The sequence below is a fragment of the Bradyrhizobium shewense genome, from assembly GCF_900094605.1.
In the GTDB taxonomy this organism is placed as follows: domain Bacteria; phylum Pseudomonadota; class Alphaproteobacteria; order Rhizobiales; family Xanthobacteraceae; genus Bradyrhizobium; species Bradyrhizobium shewense.
Genome location: NZ_FMAI01000001.1, coordinates 611,144 through 627,592, shown reverse-complemented (window position 1 = coordinate 627,592; position 16,449 = coordinate 611,144). Strand labels below are relative to the sequence as shown.

Annotated in this window: 12 protein-coding genes; 5 read left to right on the top strand and 7 right to left on the bottom strand. The window is 65.0% G+C overall.

The genetic code is table 11. From position 1 onward, the window contains the following. Window positions 1-161: 161 nt before the first annotated feature. Window positions 162-1,745, top strand: coding sequence for an MDR family MFS transporter (locus GA0061098_RS02655; protein WP_091953113.1), 1,584 nt, complete (start codon window positions 162-164; stop codon window positions 1,743-1,745). Between the two features lie 105 nt (window positions 1,746-1,850). Here the strand turns inward: GA0061098_RS02655 and GA0061098_RS02650 are convergent, their stop codons facing one another. The 7 genes from GA0061098_RS02650 to ku all read right to left on the bottom strand — a co-directional run bounded on the left by GA0061098_RS02650 (window position 1,851) and on the right by ku (window position 12,106). Continuing rightward, window positions 1,851-3,551 (bottom strand): alpha/beta hydrolase, encoded by a 1,701-nt coding sequence (locus tag GA0061098_RS02650; RefSeq protein ID WP_165637107.1) that lies wholly within the window; start codon window positions 3,549-3,551, stop codon window positions 1,851-1,853. Between the two features lie 27 nt (window positions 3,552-3,578). Next, window positions 3,579-7,157, bottom strand: coding sequence for a GAF domain-containing protein (locus GA0061098_RS02645; RefSeq protein WP_091953110.1), 3,579 nt, complete (start codon window positions 7,155-7,157; stop codon window positions 3,579-3,581). Window positions 7,158-7,251: 94 nt separating this feature from the next. After that, window positions 7,252-8,937, bottom strand: a complete 1,686-nt coding sequence (locus GA0061098_RS02640) for a thiamine pyrophosphate-requiring protein (protein ID WP_283807980.1) — start codon at window positions 8,935-8,937, stop codon at window positions 7,252-7,254. An 83-nt stretch (window positions 8,938-9,020) separates the two neighbouring features. Next, a complete protein-coding gene (locus GA0061098_RS47180; RefSeq protein ID WP_347337517.1) occupies window positions 9,021-9,281 on the bottom strand; it encodes a hypothetical protein in 261 nt (86 codons plus the stop codon). Window positions 9,282-10,362: 1,081 nt separating this feature from the next. Then, window positions 10,363-10,527, bottom strand: coding sequence for a Flp family type IVb pilin (locus tag GA0061098_RS02625; RefSeq protein ID WP_091953103.1), 165 nt, complete (start codon window positions 10,525-10,527; stop codon window positions 10,363-10,365). 289 nt (window positions 10,528-10,816) lie between these two features. Continuing rightward, window positions 10,817-11,053 carry a hypothetical protein gene (locus GA0061098_RS02620; protein WP_091953100.1) on the bottom strand — a complete coding sequence of 79 codons (237 nt, stop codon included), beginning with the start codon at window positions 11,051-11,053 and terminating at the stop codon, window positions 10,817-10,819. A gap of 57 nt (window positions 11,054-11,110) precedes the next feature. Continuing rightward, the gene (gene ku / locus GA0061098_RS02615) at window positions 11,111-12,106 is read right to left on the bottom strand and encodes a non-homologous end joining protein Ku (protein ID WP_091953097.1); all 996 of its coding nucleotides are present in this window, start codon (window positions 12,104-12,106) and stop codon (window positions 11,111-11,113) included. A 237-nt stretch (window positions 12,107-12,343) separates the two neighbouring features. Between ku and GA0061098_RS44715 the strand changes: the two genes are divergently transcribed. The 4 genes from GA0061098_RS44715 to GA0061098_RS02600 all read left to right on the top strand — a co-directional run bounded on the left by GA0061098_RS44715 (window position 12,344) and on the right by GA0061098_RS02600 (window position 16,428). Further along, the gene (locus GA0061098_RS44715; RefSeq protein WP_018315820.1) at window positions 12,344-12,499 is read left to right on the top strand and encodes a hypothetical protein; all 156 of its coding nucleotides are present in this window, start codon (window positions 12,344-12,346) and stop codon (window positions 12,497-12,499) included. 230 nt (window positions 12,500-12,729) lie between these two features. Beyond that, complete coding sequence (locus GA0061098_RS02610) at window positions 12,730-13,395, top strand: response regulator transcription factor (protein ID WP_018315821.1); 666 nt, start codon at window positions 12,730-12,732, stop codon at window positions 13,393-13,395. Between the two features lie 94 nt (window positions 13,396-13,489). Continuing rightward, the gene (locus GA0061098_RS02605) at window positions 13,490-14,866 is read left to right on the top strand and encodes a sensor histidine kinase (RefSeq protein ID WP_091953094.1); all 1,377 of its coding nucleotides are present in this window, start codon (window positions 13,490-13,492) and stop codon (window positions 14,864-14,866) included. A gap of 161 nt (window positions 14,867-15,027) precedes the next feature. Next, a complete protein-coding gene (locus tag GA0061098_RS02600; protein WP_091953092.1) occupies window positions 15,028-16,428 on the top strand; it encodes a hypothetical protein in 1,401 nt (466 codons plus the stop codon). Window positions 16,429-16,449 lie beyond the last annotated feature (21 nt).

The window sequence follows — 16,449 nt, the reverse complement described above, 5'->3', positions numbered from 1 at the left end:
CGCCGTCAGGTCTTGCGCGGCGATCACGTCTTCGGGATGGCCCGGGGGCGGGATGCACCCATGCGCCGCGGCGTCTGCCTGGGAAGAACTTTGCTGTCTACATTGGGCTGCATAGAACGAATCCTTTGCGGCGTTGCGCCGCCCCACGACGTCCGAGCGAGATGAACAAGTTCGACCGGCAGAGCAGTTCTGCCGACATCCAGACTTTGCCTGACGATATCGCCGAGGAGCTGTCCCGGCTTCCGAGCGAAGTCATCAGCGTCGATGATGCGCCCTCCATCGCGCCGCCGGTGCCGCTGTCGCAGGACGAGGTCCGCACCATCGTCATCAGCCTGATGCTGACGATGTTCCTGGCCGCCCTCGACCAGACCATCGTGGCGACCGCGCTGCCGACCATCGGGCGCCAGTTCCAGGACGTCTCCAATCTTTCCTGGGTCATCACCGCCTATCTGCTCGCCTCGACCGCGGTCGCGCCGGTGTTCGGCACCTTGAGCGACATCTACGGCCGCCGCGTCATGATCATCATCTCGCTCAGCCTGTTCGTGGCGGGCTCGGTGCTGTGCGCAGTCGCGCCGAACATGCCGATGCTGATCCTGGCGCGCGGCCTTCAGGGGCTCGGCGGCGGCGGCATCATGCCTGTCGTGCAGACCGTGATCTCGGACGTCGTCTCCCCGCGCGAGCGCGGCCAGTACCAGGCCTATTTCTCCAGCGTCTGGATGGTCGGCGGCATTTTGGGCCCGGTCATCGGCGGCGTGTTCGCCGAGCATCTGCATTGGTCGATGATCTTCTGGATCAACCTGCCGCTCGCGGCCGCGGCCATCGTGATGCTGCTGCCGAAGATGAAGAAGATCCCGGTGTTCCACCGCAAGCGCAAGGTCGACTGGCTCGGCGGCGTTCTGCTGATGGCGTCCGCCGTCGTCTTCATGCTGGTGCTGACCTGGGGCGGTACGCGCTATCCCTGGCTGTCGCCGACCGTGCTTGCGATGGTGGGCGGCGCCGTCGCGCTCGCGGTCAGCTTCGTGTGGCACGCCCGGCGGGCCGACGAGCCGTTCCTGCCGTTGAAGCTGCTGACCGGATCGGTCGCGCCGTTCGCGCTGACCGCCGGCGGCTGCGGGCTCGGGGCGATCACCGGCCTCACCGTGCAGCTGCCGCTATATTACGAGTCGGTCTACCATTTGAGCGCAAGCGAGGCCGGTCTCGCGCTGATCCCGCTCGCCGCGGTCTCGACCGTCGGCGCCGCCGTCGCCGGCCGCACCATGGCCCGTGCAAAACACTACAAGCGCGTCGCCATCATCGGCACGTCCTGGGCCGCGCTGTGCGGCCTCGGCCTGACGCTCACCACCTTGCCGCTGTGGGGGCTGCTGACTCTGATGGCGGCGTTCGCGCTCGGGCTCGGCACCACCTTCCCGGTCTGCGTGGTCTCGCTGCAGAACTCGGTCGCGCGCCCGCAAGTCGGCACCATCACCGGCGCGATGAACTTCTTCCGCTCGCTGATGTCATCGTTCACGGTGGCCGCGTTCGCCGCGATCCTGCTGATCGCGCTCGGCATCGACGTTCCGCTCGCCGGCGAGCACCACGCCGCGGGCGCCGTCGCTATCCCCGCTGAGGACATGCGCCACGCCTTCCGCTACGTGTTCGGCGCCGCCACCGCGCTGATGACCATTGCCGCGCTGTGCCTGATCGCGATGGAGGAGCGGCCGCTGGCCGGTCCCACCACGGCGCAGCCGGTGGAGATGGCGGAGTAGGCGCCTAAAGCGCGATGCGATGAGGATGAATCGTCATCGCGCTTTAGGTTGTTGTTTAAGCATGATCTTTTCGGAAAACCGCTGCGCACTTTTCCGGACCATGCTCTAGCCGCCGCGATCGGGATCGTCGTCGGCATTGCCCGCGCCCGTCTTCCGCGCTTTCGCCGCAAGCTGCTCTTTGAGCTGTGCCAGCGCCTCTGCGGACCAGTCATGGACATCGGTCACTGCGATCCAGGCATCGACATAATGCTCGGGCGCGTAGACATGGCCAAAGCCCATCGGCGTGTTGGTCGCGACCGCCATGTCGAGGGCGAGCTGGAGCATCGTCACGATCGGATACCATCGCAGCTCCGGTGACACGTCCGGCCCGCGCGGCGCGCTCATCCAGGCCGGGGCCTGGTAGGCATCGCGATAGGCGAAGAACGTGATCGCGTCGCTGGCATATTGCAGGTAGACCACGCGCATCGGACCCCACGGCGCGTCCGCCGGGACCGTCGGCCCGTTCTGGTTCATGAAGCGCACCAAGCGATTGTCGCGGAATTCCGGCAGCCACGCCGGCGATCCCGGATTGCGGTTCGCCGTGATCGAGCGCCACAGGCGGCTCTCGAACGGCGCCCCGCTCCATAGCGCGCCGGCAATGGGATCGCCGATCATCTCGAACAGCTCCGCGGATTTCTCCGAGTTCATGGCGCCGAGGCTGAGCCCGTGCAGATACAGTTTCGGCCGCTTGTCGTTCGGCAGCGTCGTCCAGTAGCCGTAGATCTCCGCGAACAGCGCGCGCGCCGCCTCCGCGCCGTATTCGGGCTGAAACAACAGCGACATCGGGCTGTTGAGATAGGAGTACTGCATCGCGACGCTGGCGACGTCGCCATGGTGGAGATATTCGACGGTGTCCATCGCAGCAGGGTCGATCCAGCCGGTGCCGGTCGGCGTGACGACGATCAGGATCTTGCGATCAAAACCGTGCTGGCGCTTGAGCTCCTCGAGCGCAAGCCTGGCGCGCGCCTGCGCGGTGGCGCCGCCGGCGAGGCCCACATAGACCCGGACCGGGTCCTGCGCCGGCCTTCCGCTGACGGCGCTGATCTCGGTTGCGTTCGGACCCGAGGCAATGAACCGGCGCCCCATGCGCCCGAGCTCTTGCCACTTCACCAGTGATGCCGGGCTTCCGGTCCGACCGGGATCAGTCGGCTGCGGGCGCTCGGGCTCGAGCAGGACGTCGAGTTCGCGGAAGGAGGAGTCGAGCGCGTTGAACGCCGTGCGGATCAGGACATTGCTGGCGATCGACCAGAACAACAGGCCCGCGGCAAGCACGCCGATGACGTTGGCGACCTTCCGCGGAATGACGCGCCTCGTATGCTCAGCGAGGAAGCGGGCGAGGAGCGCGAACAGCCGCCCCAGCACAAGCAGCACGACGAACGTGATCAGGGCAATGACGCAGAGCTTGAGCGGATGCGCGGTCTCGACCGGCGCCATCTTCATCACGGCGCGGATCGAGTTCTGCCATTCGGCTGTTTGCCGCAGAAAGACGATGACGACGAGCAGGCAGGCGGCTGCCGCCAGCGCATTCGCAATCGATCTGGCGCGCGCCGAAGGCTCGGGCAGCTCGAGATAGTGCCACAGCCGCCGCCACAGCACGCCGGCGAAATAGCCGATCGCAAAGCAGCCGCCGGCGAGGACACCTTGCGTGAGATAGCTCCTGGGGATCAGCGTCGGCGTCAGTGCGGCCGCGAAGAACAGCGCGCCAAGCATGAGGCCGACGCCGGATAGCGAGAGGAGTTGTCGCCGAATGAACCGCGCCAGATTCATCAAACCGCCTCCCGGGCGAAATTGTCCTCAGGGCTTGTCTGAAAAGCTGCTCTTGCGCGGCAGCACAATCGTGAATTCGGTAAACTCGCCGGGCGTGGTCGCGACGTCGATCGTGCCGCCATGCTGCTTCACCACGATGTCGTGGCTCATCGACAATCCGAGGCCGGTGCCTTCACCGGCCGGCTTGGTGGTGAAGAACGGATTGAACATCTTCTCCTTCACCTCGTGCGGGATGCCCGTGCCGTTGTCGCGGATGCGGATCTCGACGTGATCGCCGCGGTCGCGGGTCGCGGCCGTCACGACCGGCTCGTAACCGGCCGCCTCGGTCTCCGCCTTGCGCCTGGCGACCGCATGGAATCCGTTTCCGATCAGGTTCAGCAGCACCCTCGTGATCTCCTGCGGGAACACATCGACCGAGCCTGCGGCCGGATCGAGCTCGCGTTTGAGCGACACGTCGAACTGCGGCTTCTCGGCCCGCGCGCCGTGATAGGCGAGGTTGAGGCTCTCCTCGACCACGGCGTTGACGTCGCTCAACCGATGCTCGCCGCCGCCCTCGCGCGAATGCAGCAGCATGTTCTTGACGATGGAATCGGCGCGCTGTCCGTGCTGCACGATTTTCCCGAGATTGTCCTTCAGTAGCCCGGTGAGCTCGTCGACTTCGCTGCGGACATCACCGGCGAGCGTCACGGGCGCGAGCACCTCGTTCAGCTCGTCGGTCAGCTCGGCGGACAGCGAGGCAAAATTGTTGACGAAGTTGAGCGGGTTCTTGATCTCATGCGCGATGCCGGCGGTGAGCTGGCCGAGAGAAGCGAGCTTCTCGGTCTGGACCAGACGGTCCTGTGCCGCGCGCAAATCGTCGAGCGATTTCGCAAGCTCCCGGGTGCGGTCCTGCACTTCGTCGAAGAGGCGCACATTCTCGATCGCGATGACGGCTTGGTCGGCGAAACTGGTAACGAGTTCGATTTGCTTTTCGCTAAACGGCCGGATCGCGCGACGTGCGAGAACAATAGCGCCAACGGTGCTGCCTTCGCGCAGTAGGGGCACACCCAGGAAGCTACGCGGATTTCCGCTCAATTCCTGGCCTTCAAAGGAGTAATCGGGGTCCTCGAGCACATCGGTGACATGAACAACCCTGTCGCCGAGCAGAGTCCTGCCCGTGATGGTACGCCTATCCGGCCGGACCGGAAGATCTCTTACATATTCGACGAATTTGGCTGGAAAGCCGTAGGAGCCCGCCCGGAAATAGGTGCTGCCGGATTTGCGGGTAATCGCCGCCATATCGGCTTCGCATAGTCGCGCGGCCGATTCGACCAGCGTATCGAGTACGGCCTGCAAGTCGAACGCCGAACGGCTGATAACCTTGAGCACGTCGGCAGTCGCCGTCTGTTGTTGAAGCGACTCGGTCAAATTCTCGGTACGCTGACGCAATTCACCGAGCAGCCGCGCGTTCTCGATGGCGATCACGGCTTGCGCCGCGAACTGGTTCAGCAAGGTGATCTGCTTCTCCGAGAAGGGTCGGCTCTCCTGCCTGAAGATCATGACGTTGCCGACCACGCGCTCATCCTGGAGCAACGGCACCGCGAGCAGGCAGCGGGCGCCGCCGAGATCGACCAGCGCCCGACGATTCGGCTCGCCGCTGCGATAGACGTCTGACTCCAGCAGGTCGACAATTTCGACGAACGGTTCGCCCTTCAAAAGCCGCGCGGGCGCGGTGGCCGGACCGTAGTTGAGGGGCGCCTTGCGCCGATATTCATCGTAGGTGGGGGGCAGTCCGTAAGTGGCGGCTGTGCGGAACTGCGCGCCGTCGTAGGTGTTGAGCACGCCGAAACTGGCGCCGCAGAGCTGCATTGCCTTGCTGAGCATCGCCTCGAATACCGGCGCGAGATCCCCGGCCGATCGGCTGATGACGCTGAGCACCTCCGATGTTGCAGTCTGCTGCTCCAGTGACTCTGCGAGTTCGTGCGTCCGCGCCTGCACCTCGTTGAACAGGCGCGTGTTCTCGATCGCGATCACGGCCTGGTCGGCAAAGGTCTTGAGCAGGTTGATGGCCTTGTCCGGGAAATGGCCGGCTTGCGGCCGCGTCACGGCGATGGTGCCGATCGCGATGCCGTCGCGCAACATCGGCACCGCGAGGATGCTGCGATAGCCCCGCGTCCGCGCCAGCTCCTTCATGGCCTCGGTGAGATCAGGCTCGTTCTGCATGTCGCTGCGGAAGGCATATTCTCCGCTTCGAGCCACGCGGCTGTGAATGCCCGACGACGACAGCGGTGCGGGGAACGAGCTGAGCAGGTCGGCATTGCCGGCTTCATTATCCGTGGTGAAGGCGGCCAGATGCAGCTTGCCGTCGATCACGCGGGTGACGGTGGACGAATGTCCGCCGATCAGCGTCTTGGCGCTGTCGGAGATGGCCTGGAACACCGGCGTGACGTCGGCAGGCGAAGCCGCGATCACCTTGAGGATGTCGGCGGTCGCGGTCTGACGCTCCAGCGCCTCCCGCGTCGCATTGAACAGGCTGACATTCTTGATCGCGATCACCGCCTGGTCGGCGAAGGTCTGCAGCAGCCGCACATGATGCTCAGTGAAGGCGCCGGTCGCACGGCGCGTCGTGATGATGATGCCGATCGCTTCGCCCTCACTCATCAGCGGCGCGAACAGCATGCTGCGATAGCCGCGGGCGCGCGCGATGTCGCGGGCGGCCGGCTCGAGCTCGGTGTCGGGCAGTTGCGCCGCCGCACCCTTGGCCACGAGCTGGTAGGGCGGGAATTGCGCGAACGGCACCGGGAACGAGGCCTGCAGCACGCGATCGCCGGCAGGATCGGTCGGCGTGAACGCGGCAAGATGCGCAGCGCCGTCGACATAGCGCAGCACCGCCGTGGAGAAGCCGCCGATCAGCCGGTTGGCGTTGGCCGCGATGGCCTCGAACACCGGCTGCACGTCGGACGGCGAGGCCGCCATCACCTTCAGAATGTCGGCCGTGGCGGTCTGGCGCTCCAGCGCCTCCTGTGTCGCGTTGAACAGCCGGGCATTCTCGATCGCGATCACGGCCTGGTCGGCAAAGGTCTGGAGCAGCTGCACGAGGTCGGGCGCGAACGGGCCGGGCTCGGCGCGGGTGACGCTGATCATGCCGACCGGCGTGCCCCGGTTCATCAGCGGCATGAACAGCACGCTGCGGAAGCCGCGCAGCCGCGCCAAATCGCGGTTCAGCTGCGGCACGTCGGCGGCTTCGCTGTCGGGAAACTGGATCGTCTCGCCGCCGCGCACCAGCGCAAAGGTCGGAAACTCCGTGATCTTGCGCGGGAACGACGCCTTGAGCCCTTCGTCCGCCTCCGGGCTGGTCGGCGTGTAGGCCACGAGGTGCAGCTCGTCGCCGATGAATTGAAGCACGGTGGCGGAGAAGCCGTCGAGCAGGCGCTTGGAGCTCGACGCGATCGCCTCGAACACCGGCCGGGCATCGGAGGGCGAGGCCGCGATGGTGCGCAGGATCTCCGCGCTGGCGCTTTGGCGATCCCGCGCAGTCGCCAGCGCGCTGCGCAGCTGCGTGTTCTCGGCTGCGGCCGACAGCAATCGGCGCTCGAGTTGTTCGATTTCGTTGGAAGGGGACGTCATTCCTGATCCGGCTCAATGCCGCGACATGCGCGGCACCTGCCCGGATTATCACATCTTCCGCGCCCTGAGCCAGCGCTTGCGGGGGAGGCCCGTCTTACGTCCCCGGCCGCGACACCTCCGTCTCCTTGCTGGTGATGAACTCCAGCAGCACCGGAATGCCTTCCTTCGTCTTCTGGATGCCGCGTTTGATCGCGGGGATGATGTCCTCAGGCCTCGTCACCCGCTCGCCATAGCCGCCGAAGGCACGCGCCATTGCGGCATAGTCGCCGGAAATGTCGGTCGAGCGATATTTTTCGGTCGAGACCGGCATCACCTTCAGCTCGATCGCCATCGAGAAATTGTTGAGCAGGATCGACATGATCGGGATGCGCTCGCGCACCGCGGTCTCGAAATCCATGCCGGTGAAGCCGATCGCCGCATCGCCCCAGACATTGATGCAGAGCTTGTCGGGCTTTGCGAGCTTCGCGCCCATGGCAAGGCCCAGGCCATAGCCGAGTTGCGTCGTCTTGCCCCAGCCGAGATAGGTGAGGGGCTTTGTCGATCTCCAGAATGGCGAGAGCTGGTCGCGCGGACTGCCGGCATCGTGCGTGATGATGGTGTTCTCGATGTCGACGGTGTGCTGAAGATCCCACAGCACGCGATACGGGCTGAGCGGCGCGTCGTTGCTCGTGAGCTTCGGCATCCATTTCGCCAGCCACTCCTTGTGCGAGGCCGCGATCTCGGCCGCGACCGCGGAGGCATCGCGATCAGCAGTGACGGTCTTGCCGATCTCCTCCAGCAGCGCGTCGAGCACGAGGCCGGCATCACCGACCAGGCCGATTTTCGCCTCCACGTCCTTGTTGAGATGATTGGGATCGAGCGTGGAATGGATGATGGTCTTGCCCTTCGGCATCGCGATGCCGAAATTGGTCTCGGTGAAGGAGCAGCCGATGCCGAAGATGATTTCGGCTTCGCCAAGGAACTTCGGCACCGCGCGCGGGACCGCAAGACCGCCGGAGCCGAGCGAGAGCGGATGCGTTTCCGGAAACGAGGATTTGCCCCCTAAGCTGGTGGTCACCGGGATCGCCAGCCGCTCCGCGAGCCGCTTCAGCTGCGGCCAGGCCTGCGCGTAATGCACGCCCTGGCCGGCATAGATCACCGCACGCTTGGCGTTGACGAGCAGGGCGGCTGCCTCCTTCACATGCACGGGATCGGCGCCGTAGCGGGTGCGCAGCACCGGCGTGTAGTCGAGCGGCTCCGGCACCTCCTCGTTCCACATGTCCGAGGGGATATCGACGATCACGGGACCGCCGCGGCCGTTCTTCAGCTTGGTGAAGGCGCGGCGAAAGATGTTGGCGACCTCAGTGGCGAGGATGATCGGCTCGGACGATTTCGAAAACGGCTTCATCGCCTCGCTGGAATTGAAGTTCGGCTCGATATGCGCAAGCCTACGCTGATAGCCCATCGGTAGCACCAGCACCGGAACGGATTCGCCAAAGCATTGCGCGACGCCGCCCATCGCATTCTCCGCGCCGGGCCCATGCTGCATGCAGAACGCGCCGATGCTGCGTCCCGACGTCACCCGCGAGATCGCGTCTGCCATGTGGATGCCAACGCGTTCCTGCCGCACCATCACCGGGCGGATCTCGGCCTTGGCCGCATGCTCGATCAGATGGTTGACCGGATAGCCGCAGAGGATATCGATTCCCTCGCGCCTCATGATTTCCGCAATGGCGGTGCCGAGCTTCATGGCGTCTCTCCCTGGGCAGGCCGGTTGGTCCGGCGTTGGGGGAGAGAGGATCAGGAAATTGGGGGAGGGTAAAGTGCGGGACGCGAAGGTGTAGGTCAGCTATGCAGCGCGCTCGGGCTGCGGGAAGCGCCGTCCTACTTGCAGTTCCGACAGATCATCAGCTTGCGCTTCAACGCCTCGTCTTCCTGATCGATCAATTCCTGAGCCGTGTTGCCTTTCGTATCCGGATTGGACTTGTCCGGATTGGACTTGGCGCCCTTCGCGGCACGCGACGTGATCGGTCGCGTCGTCGGACCCGGAGTGTCATTGTCGTCACTGGTGGCACGGAAGCCGTCATAGTCGGCGGCAGAATTCGGCGCTTGTGGAAGTCCGCCAGTCGCGGGTGCCGGTAACATCCTGTCCGACGCCGCCGGGGAATTTTTGGCATTCGCCCGTGGCGGCGATGCCTTGGGCGGAGCAAGCGAAACCGGCGGCGCGGTCTGTCCCCTCGCGCTGTCCTGCGACCAGACGCCAGCAAACAAGAGGCTCAGTGCCAGGAGCGTCACGCTTCTCATCCGCATCGTTCAACGGCTCCGGTCCATCGATTGGCAGCATGGCTAGTCGAGCCAGCAGTGCTGAAGACTATCAGGACTCATATGGCGGTCAAAGCGCTACGATCGCTTGTGTTGCCCGACGGGCAAAACACACCAGCGGTAGGTCCATGACGGTGGGCAAAAATATTCGTATTTACAGAAATTCTGTTTTGCCGTACAAGCCGAAACATCCCGCCCGCCACAAGGGGCGTTTCGCGATCGTCACGGGACGCGGGTCGGGATGCGGTGGCCGCGACGGCGTCGGCGCGTCATGTTAGTTGCAGGGCGGAGATCCCGTGAGCAGCGGCAGGCGCGATACGACACGGCGCTGACAGCGTCTTCGAATGGCCTCGACGGCGAGCGCACGCCAGCCGTGGAGAACCCAGCGAGGATGTGCGCGGACGGAGAAGTCGTGTGGTCCTGACGCCCGGGGTCTGTGCGTCAAGGCTTGCGGTGATGTGGCGGCCCGACCGGGCGCGTGCATCAGCCATCTGCAAGGCGACGGGGGCAATAGTGCATCGCTCCCCGGGGAGAGCACGAAGGACACCGTGAAAACCATCGCGCAGGGAAGGCCGGGCGACCGGCATTACCTGTCGTCCACCCCGTGCGCGCTTCTTTTCGCACACGCGGGACTTCGGGTGCCAGCCGGCGCCCGGCCTTCCCTGCGCCCTTGCTTTCGAGAGGGCGGAAGAAGACAGCAAAGCTCGGGCAAGACACGCCGCGAGAACGCGAAGGTGTGTCGGCAGATGAAATGCAAGTCGGTAGAGCGACGTCATCTCTCCACATTCCGTCATTGCGAGCGAAGCTCGTCATGGCAAGCGCGCCGGTCCGGAGATGATGCGAAGGGGGAGGGAATGCGGCGGCGATATCGCCGATGTCGGCCTGGTTCGTTCAGCGCCGGCCGTTACTTGATCGCCGAGCTGATCGAGTTGAACTTGTTGTTGAGGAGCGCGCCGCCCGTGTTGTTCACGATGGTCACGATCGCGAGCGCAACGCCGGCGGCGATCAGGCAGTACTCGATCGCGGTTGCGCCGTTCTCATCGGCGAGGAACGACCTGAGCAGACGCATTGCCAACTCCCGTTCATCCGATCCAACGTGTGGTCGCGTCGTTATCGGACTTGCAAAAGGATCGAATAAGTATTCATGCGCGCCAAAAGAATTAAGCCCCGGCGAACGCGCCCCTGCTCATACGACGGCATTCATTAAATTAAGGTTCTATCGATCCGTCCAAATGGATTCATACCGGCAGGGCTCCGCCGGGCTGCGCGGGCGCAGCGCCCGTCAGGGCGCGATCGTGCGGCCGCTTAACCGATTGTTGAGCCTGTTTATCAACGGGCTGGCAAGGACACCATGGCGCTCATCCGCGCCGGTCGTCCGCATTCAGCGCCCGCAACATGGCGATGCGGGCGAACATCATCCAGCCGCCGCCCGTCTCGGCCGCATTGATCAAGGTCTCGATGGCGGTCTGCCAGCGCGGCTCGTGCTGGACGTCCTCGGGCAGCCGCATGATGTAATCGGCCGCCTCCTGAAGCGTCAGCAACTGGCGCTTGTCGCTGACGCGAACGGGATCGTCGAACGCCGTCGACCAGGGCATGTCAGGCCGCCTGATCGGCGAGGGGTGGCATCACGGCGCAATCGCGGGGGGATGCGGCTAGCCGGCCTTCTTCGCCCGAGCAGGGGCGCGCACCGGCTTGTCGGCCTTCTTCGAAGTTTCCCTGGTCGCTTCTCTGGTCGCCGTCTTCGCAGCGGCGTCCTTGCCGCCTTTGCCGGCGATCGGCAGCAGCATCTCGCGCTGGCCCGCGACGCGCTTCTTCGGCTTCTTGGCTTTCGCGGTCTCGTTGGCGACCTTCGCCGCAGGCGCGGCGTCCTTCTCGTTCGCGATGCTCTTCTTCAGCGCGTCCATCAGGTTGATGATGTTGCCGCCGCTCTTCGGCGCGGCCTTGGCGGTGATCGGGGCGCCGCTGCGCTTCTTGTTGATGAGATCGATCAGCGCGGTCTCGTAATGGTCCTCGAACAGCTCGGGCTCGAATGCGCCGGACTTCTTCTCGACGATGTGCTTGGCGAGGTCGAGCATGTCCCTGGTCAGCTTCACGTCCTGGATCTCGTCGAAATATTCGGTCTCGCTGCGGACCTCATAGGGATAGCGCAGCAGCGTGCCCATCAGCCCGCTTTCCAGCGGCTCGAGCGCGATGATGTGCTCGCGGTTGGTCAGCACCACGCGGCCGATCGCGACCTTGTCCATGCTGCGGATGGTCTCGCGGATCACCGCGTAGGCGTCATGGCCGACCTTGCCGTCGGGCACGAGATAATAGGGGCGGATCAGATAGCGGTTGTCGATGTCGGCCTTCGGTACAAACTCGTCGATATCGATCGTGTGGGTCGAGTCCAACGCGATGTCGTCGAGCTCGTCCTTGGTGACCTCGATATAGGTGTCGGTGTCGACCTTGTAGCCCTTGACGATGTCCTCGGAGGTCACCTCGTCGCCGGTCTCGGCGTCGACCTTGAGGTACTTGATCCGGTGGCCGGTCTTGCGGTTGATCTGGTTGAAGGAGACCTTCTCGGTATCCGAAGTGGCCGGATAGAGCGCGACCGGGCAGGTCACGAGCGACAAACGCAGAAAACCCTTCCAATTGGCGCGGGGGGCCATGGGCTACTCCAAACGCAACAAGGACAGACTTACGAGGATACCATCGGGAAACAGCGAATCATAGCAAGGCCGGGCGTTGAATCTTCCAACTGCGTTAACCGGCCGTAGGGCGTGGGGTTGCTGTCCCGATCGGGTGGCAAAAGCCGGAACATCATATCGGATCGGGCGTTGGCTCCGCATACACGGCTGCGAGGAGGTCGCGGTCATCGGAGGCGACACGCAGAGATTGAGGGCATCATGGCAACCACGCGAGAGCAGCGTCAGATCGTCGAAACACCAACCGAGGCGCGCCAGGGCGAACCTGGGCCGTCAGTTGCCGCATTGCTCGCCATCTCGACCGGGCTTGCGATCCTGATCCTCGCCGTTATCTGGTTCGTGTTCTTCCGGACCTGACCGCCGAATTCACGGGAAGGGCGGACCTTCCGACCTGCCGCGGGACGCGGCACACTGCGCCCGCCATGCTGCCGGCTCGTCCGGTCGCATGGCGGGCGCAGTCGCATGGGCTGCTGACCTATCGTATATGACCAAAAAGTAACGCGGCCGGTTCCCGGCGTTCATATTCAGTTCACGCCGGAATTGCTCATCTGGTGCGGTGTTGATGCGGCCTATGTCTGGAGAGAAGCGTGCGCCTGCTCGTTGTTGAGGACGACCCCGATCTCAATCGCCAGCTCACCAAGGCGTTGACCGACGCCGGCTATGTCGTCGATCGCGCCTTCGACGGAGAGGAGGGGCACTATCTCGGCGATAACGAGCCGTATGATGCCGTCGTGCTTGACATCGGCCTGCCGAAGAAGGACGGCATCTCGGTGCTGGAGGCCTGGCGCCGCAACGGCCGCACCATGCCGGTCCTGATCCTCACCGCGCGCGACCGCTGGAGCGACAAGGTGCAGGGCTTCGATGCCGGTGCCGACGACTATGTCGCAAAGCCGTTCCATTTGGAGGAGGTGCTGGCGCGCATCCGCGCGCTGCTGCGCCGCTCGACCGGCCATGCCCAGAGCGAGCTCAGCTGCGGCCCGGTCACGCTCGACACCAGGACCGGCCGCGTCAGCGTGTCAGGCAATCCCGTCAAGATGACCTCGCACGAATATCGGCTTCTGGCCTACCTGATGCACCATTCCGGGCGCGTCGTCTCGCGCACCGAGCTGGTCGAGCACCTCTACGACCAGGATTTCGACCGCGACTCGAATACGATCGAGGTGTTCGTCGGCCGCATTCGCAAGAAGCTCGACGTCGACATCATCCAGACCGTCCGCGGCCTCGGCTATCTCCTGACCCCGCCGGCCGCCTGACGCGTTCCGGGGCTTGACGGGCAGCCTGACAGGGGCCTTGGTCCGGGACATGAGTTCTGACGCCCGCCACCCTGCGCCTTCCCGGATCATTCCGATGGCCGCTAGTTCGCTTGCGACCCGCCTGTTCCTGTCGGCGACCGCCTGGCTCGTGGTGATCCTGGCCATCACCGGCGTGGTGCTGTCGTCGGTTTACAAGAATGCCACCGAGCGCGCCTTCGACCGCCGGCTCAATCTCTATCTCCGCACGCTGATCGCGGAGGTCGCCACCCCCGACGAGCCGCCCGACCGCCAGTTCCAGTCGCTCGGTGAGCCGCTGTTCGAGCTGCCGCTGTCGGGCTGGTACTGGCAGATCACGCGGACCGACACCGAAAAGCCAGAGGTGCGCTCCTCGCGCTCGCTCTGGGACAAGAAGCTGCCGAAGCTGGAAGAGCAGGGCACCGAACTCACCGCCGCCGGCATCCGGCTGGCCTATGTCGACGGGCCCGAGGGGCAGAATCTGCGCATGGTCGAGCGTCCCGTCGATCTCGGCGCCGACGGCAAATTCCTCGTCAGCGTCGCCGGCGACGATACCGAGATTTTCGACGAGACGCGCAGTTTCGACTACTATCTCGGCGGCACCTTCACCGCGCTCGGCATCGTGCTGCTGCTGACGACGGTGTTCCAGGTCCGCTTCGGCCTCGCACCGCTCAAGCGCATCTCGGAATCGATCGCCGACATCCGCTCCGGGCGGGCGGAGCGGCTGGAGGGCGAATTCCCGGTCGAGATCGCGCCGCTGGCACGCGAGACCAACGCGCTGATCGATGCCAATCGCGAGATCGTCGAGCGCGCGCGCACCCATGTCGGCAATCTCGCCCATGCGATCAAGACGCCGCTCTCGGTCATCGTCAACGAGGCCGGCGCCCACATCACCGATCCCTTCGCGGCCAAGGTGATGGAGCAGGCGGATGTGATGCGCGACCAGGTCGCTCATCACCTGGAGCGTGCGCGCATCGCGGCGCGGGTCTCGGTGGTCGCGACCGTGACGGAGGTGGCGCCGGCCATCGAGGCATTGCGGCGGACCATGGAGAAGATCCATCGCGACCGCGGCATCTTGGTCGAAGCCAAGGCCGATCCGTCGGCAAAATTTCGCGGCGAGCGGCAGGATCTGGAAGAGATGGTCGGCAATCTCGTCGACAATGCCTGCAAATGGGCGGCCTCGCGCGTCTTCATCGAGGTCCTGGTGGAGCCGCCGCACCAGGCGGGGGTAGGCCCGCGGCTGCGGATCATCGTCGATGACGACGGCCGCGGCCTCTCGGAAGCCGAGCGTGCGCAGGTCTCGAGGCGCGGCCAGCGGCTCGACGAGTCCAAGCCCGGCTCGGGACTGGGCCTGTCCATCGTGGTCGATCTCGCCGCGCTTTATGGCGGCAGCCTCTCGCTCAGTGGTGCGCCGACCGGCGGCCTGCGCGCCGAACTGGTTCTTCCGGGCGTTTAATCCATTGTTCCGACGAAGTTATTCGTCCTCGCTGGACGCCCGGCCGCAGCAAACCGGCGGGATTCGCTCCGACTTCCTAAACGGCTTCTTAAGTGGGGGCCCCCTATGATCGCGCCGGACCCATCCCATGTCCGCCATTTTACCGTGCATTACCCGGGCGCATGAGCCAGACATCGATCGAGCGGCTGAGGGAATATCTCGCGCAGCTCCCGCCGCAGGCGCAGGCGCTGCTGATGCGGGAGTTCGAGCGCGCGCTCGAGCGCGGCCAGGACACGGCCGTTGCGACCCTGGTGCTCGAGCAGCTGCGCAAGATCGTCCGCAAGTCCGAAGCCGATGAAGCCCCGCCGCCGCGCACGGACGACCTGTCGCGGCTGCTGTTCCAGGCGCTGGAACCGTTCCTGATCGAGGCCGGCGTCCCGCTGCGGGTCGGCCAGATCCGCCGCACCTCGCTCCAGCCGATCTGGCAATGGCTTGGCCGCGACGGCGCACCGGACAAGGTGAACGAGTTCGAGGCCGCGCTGGCGCGGATGCCCCCCGATAGTGCGGGGCAGGTCGAGGCCCTCGCGCAGAAGCTCCAGGGGGTGGCTGCGGATGCCATTTTCGAGCTGACCGGTCCCGGCGGCGGCGACAAATCGCGCGCGCTGGCCCGGGTCGGCGCGCCCAACGTGATCGAGGACCTTTACGCGATCGGAGCGGTGCTTCAGGTCCGGGAGGCCATCACCGGCTTGAACGAGAAGCTGCCGCGCACTCTGCGCGCTTTCGGCGATCCCCAGATCGCCTCGGTGACGTCGGCGCTCAACATTCCGGTGCTTCAGACCCCGCAGATGCTGCCCTTTGCGCTGTCGATCGTGGTGCAGCGGATGACTGCCCCGTGGCAGATCATCCGCCTCGCCATCAAGATTGCCGCGTCCGACGACGAGATCCGCGTCGCGGCGACGCCTTACGGCGTTGCCGTCACGATCGCGCTGCACGACCTGTCCTGTGTTGCCGCTACCCTGCGCATGGACATCAAGCGCGGCCATTTCGACAACGTTGCCGGCAACCTCAAGGCGTTGCACGACGGCGTGCGCGGCCTGCGCACCGAGCTCGACCTGCGCAACGATTCCGCCTGGGGCAAGCAATTGACCTCGATCCGGGCCGACATCTCCAATGCGCTGCAATCCGAGATCGACAGCGTTCCCGGCCGCGCTCGCCGCATCCTGCGCCAGCGCCCCGAGAAAGACATTCCGCCGGGGGCGCGGATCGATAGCACCGAGGTGGAGGAAACGGCGGCGCTGATCGATTTCGTCGCGACCTGCCGCAACTATGCGAGCGAGCTCGCGATCAACGAGGTGACGCTGCGCACCTATTCCGACCTCCAGCAATATGTCGAACGCTCGACCGAGCAATTGGTGCAGTCGCTGCGCGCCGCCGATCACAAGGTGCGCACCTATCGGCAGCAGCAGGTGCAGGCCGCGATTCGCTTCTGCCAGGTGCTGTTTGGCGATGATTACGCCTCGTTGATGAGCCGGGCCGCGGAGAACGCAGCAACCGGCGAGCGCAAATCGTCGCGCGCAAGCTAGCCTAAGCGCATATTTTCGTGA

What these genes read in the sequence shown, in the direction of transcription:
- GA0061098_RS02655 (WP_091953113.1), top strand. Translation starts at nt 162, where the DNA reads ATGAACAAGTTCGACCGGCAGAGCAGTTCTGCCGACATCCAGACTTTG.
- GA0061098_RS02650 (WP_165637107.1), bottom strand. Translation starts at nt 3,551, where the DNA reads ATGAATCTGGCGCGGTTCATTCGGCGACAACTCCTCTCGCTATCCGGC.
- GA0061098_RS02645 (WP_091953110.1), bottom strand. Translation starts at nt 7,157, where the DNA reads ATGACGTCCCCTTCCAACGAAATCGAACAACTCGAGCGCCGATTGCTG.
- GA0061098_RS47180 (WP_347337517.1), bottom strand. Translation starts at nt 9,281, where the DNA reads ATGTTACCGGCACCCGCGACTGGCGGACTTCCACAAGCGCCGAATTCT.
- GA0061098_RS02625 (WP_091953103.1), bottom strand. Translation starts at nt 10,527, where the DNA reads ATGCGTCTGCTCAGGTCGTTCCTCGCCGATGAGAACGGCGCAACCGCG.
- GA0061098_RS02620 (WP_091953100.1), bottom strand. Translation starts at nt 11,053, where the DNA reads ATGCCCTGGTCGACGGCGTTCGACGATCCCGTTCGCGTCAGCGACAAG.
- ku (WP_091953097.1), bottom strand. Translation starts at nt 12,106, where the DNA reads ATGGCCCCCCGCGCCAATTGGAAGGGTTTTCTGCGTTTGTCGCTCGTG.
- GA0061098_RS44715 (WP_018315820.1), top strand. Translation starts at nt 12,344, where the DNA reads ATGGCAACCACGCGAGAGCAGCGTCAGATCGTCGAAACACCAACCGAG.
- GA0061098_RS02605 (WP_091953094.1), top strand. Translation starts at nt 13,490, where the DNA reads ATGGCCGCTAGTTCGCTTGCGACCCGCCTGTTCCTGTCGGCGACCGCC.
- GA0061098_RS02600 (WP_091953092.1), top strand. Translation starts at nt 15,028, where the DNA reads ATGAGCCAGACATCGATCGAGCGGCTGAGGGAATATCTCGCGCAGCTC.